Raw genomic sequence first — 2,398 nt, forward strand, 5'->3', positions numbered from 1 at the left:
TTCCTTTCAAGCGGTGAGTCCGTACCCGGTCTTTGCCTTTACCAAAATAAAGCCCATACTTTTCTTTCAACTCCTTGCAGACCTTGACATTCCGATAACAGTCGTTCTTGTCGCTGATGGTGCGTCCGTTGTTATCCACACGATTGAAAACAATATGAACGTGCGGATGCCTTTGGTCATTGTGCCGAGCAATGATATACTGGGTATCTTTGATTCCCATTTTCTGCATGTACTCCTTTGCCAGACTTACCAGCATTTCATCCGTCATTCTCGGAGCGTCTTCGGGTGCATAGCTGAGTGATATATGTCCCACAGGTTGGTAGAGATGTGGTTTCATCATTCTTTGGGCTTGAAAACCATCCGTTATTGTCTGAATGCTGTCTGTCAGCACTCCTTCCGCCGTCAGTAGTTTTGCATCGGGCTTGCCTAATACATAATTGACACAGCCTCTGAATCCTGCTCCTTTACTTATTTTTCCAATCATCGGACAACAGCTTTATGATTTGAACAATCTTTTTCTTCAGTAACATAAGTTCGGCTGCAACTCCCGCAAATCCTCCGGCATTGGCTTTATGGGCAAGTTGATTGATGTTGTTGGCTTCCCCTGCCAATTTACGGAGTATGTCCGCATCCGCCTTGCTGATGCGCTGTACTACTTTACCCGTTAGCACTACGGAGCGGACGAACCTACTGAGTGAAACGCCTGCATCTTTTCTGCGTTTTTCTACCGCTTGGTATTCAATATCTGTAAATCTTGCACTAACCACACGCATCTTGTTACGCTTGGTCGGTCGTGGTTGTTGTTTATCTTTTTTCATTTTGAAATTTCCTTTTAATTGCGACCAACGGGAGCGGACTGTCTTTGCTTCCGGCAAAGCAAGGTCGGAAATGTATACATTTCCATAACCTTGCTCCATTAGACAATACGGCTTCCGCCAGTACAGCGATAATACATGTGGATATTATAAACTCCGCCCTTTTGACTTCTTAGGCGGTGCAACTTGTACATTTTTCTGTTCCTGTATAGGACGTTGCTTGATAAGATACTCGTTCAAGTCCTTGCAATCCTTATAGGTGTGTGAAGCGTCACGGACACGATAGGAGTACTCGTTTGTCAGTTTTCGGCAGGCTTCCATTCCGACACGGTCATTGTCGAAAAAACAATGAATGCGCTCATAGACGGCTAATTCGTCAATCGCCTTGGAAAGATTGGAAACCGAGTTCAGTATGATATAGTCTTGCCAGTCCAAACACGGCATGTTGGGACATTTCTCCATTCTTATGGTCAAGAACGAGAGATAGTCCGTGAATCCTTCGAATACGAAACAGGTATCATTTCTTCTGCCTTCATGCCGGATATGGGTGATGTCCTTCGGTGCGATGCAGCCTTTGAAGTATCGGTTGCGTATCTCGTAACCGTCAGCCATATTTCGAAATCCGATGGCAAAATAACGCTTACCGTTGTTCTCGAAGTGTACCTCACAACATTCTCTTTTCGCAAGTTCCAAGTTTATTCCCCTGCCTTGCAGATAGGAGAGCAGAGCGGGAGAAGTGAGTCTCTTTATTTCCATATGTTGAAAATTAGGTGCAGTAGAGGATTGCTCCCGAAAAGAGAAAGATACAGGTCTGATGTGCGGTGTCTGCTCTGCAATCCGTTGCAGCAAGTACGACACATGGACGGAACAGTAAAGTTCCGAAGCCAATGCAATGATATTGCCTCCCTTACCCAGTCCAAAGTCATACCACTTATTGATTTCGGTATTCACTTTGAATGATGCTTCGTTTTCTTCCCGAAACGGTGATTTGTACCAAAGGTTTGCCCCTTGCTGTTTGACAGGAGCATAACCCAAACTGTGCAGATAGTCTGTCAGCTTTATATTCTTTGCTTCTTCAATTGTCATTTTCTATACGGATTTGATTGTTAGTAAAAACTGTTGAATTGTTGAACGCATCTTGTATTAAGTTGATACACAAAGATGTACCTTTCAACAGCAACTCAACAAATGCCAACGAAAAGAGAATCAATTATTTTTTCTTTTCAACAGCATATTTTGAATGTTGAGCCTTTGTTGAAATAATTGTAAGCTAAGCATCAATAAGTTACTTGCTTATTTCAACAATTCAACAAAATAATCAAAGTTCGTCCAGCAATGTTCTACTGACGGTGTAAAAGCGTCCTACCCTCCTGACTGGAGCAAACCTGCATTCCTTATTATAATCAAACTGATAGGTGGTATAAGTCAGTCCATTGGGGGCAGGTGTCAATTTCCAACTTTCTGCAATGATTCTGCGCAAGTGATGCTTTTCGATTTTTACTCCTGAAAGATTTAGTAGGTTAAGTAGGTCATTCAAACAGAAGGAAAAATTGTCAGTTCCTACGTTGTCCATTATTTCCCTT

At 42.7% G+C, this 2,398-nt stretch carries 3 protein-coding genes and 1 pseudogene; all 4 read right to left on the reverse strand.

What is annotated here, in order from left to right:
• On the reverse strand, nt 1-484 hold a 484-nt coding region (locus QVP67_RS13135; protein WP_288180203.1), incomplete at its 3' end, for a relaxase/mobilization nuclease domain-containing protein.
• On the reverse strand, nt 465-818 hold the full coding sequence (locus QVP67_RS13140; RefSeq protein ID WP_022164022.1) for a MobC family plasmid mobilization relaxosome protein: 354 nt from the start codon (nt 816-818) through the stop codon (nt 465-467). The genes QVP67_RS13135 and QVP67_RS13140, both read right to left, overlap by 20 nt.
• A gap of 144 nt (nt 819-962) precedes the next feature.
• Nucleotides 963-1,901, reverse strand: coding sequence for a toprim domain-containing protein (locus QVP67_RS13145; protein ID WP_022164023.1), 939 nt, complete (start codon nt 1,899-1,901; stop codon nt 963-965).
• A 232-nt stretch (nt 1,902-2,133) separates the two neighbouring features.
• Nucleotides 2,134-2,398, reverse strand: a pseudogene (locus QVP67_RS13150) (helicase); the annotation flags it as partial.

The sequence above is a fragment of the Bacteroides sp. CAG:633 genome (assembly GCF_000435115.1).
GTDB classification, from domain to species: Bacteria; Bacteroidota; Bacteroidia; order Bacteroidales; family Bacteroidaceae; genus Bacteroides; species Bacteroides ndongoniae.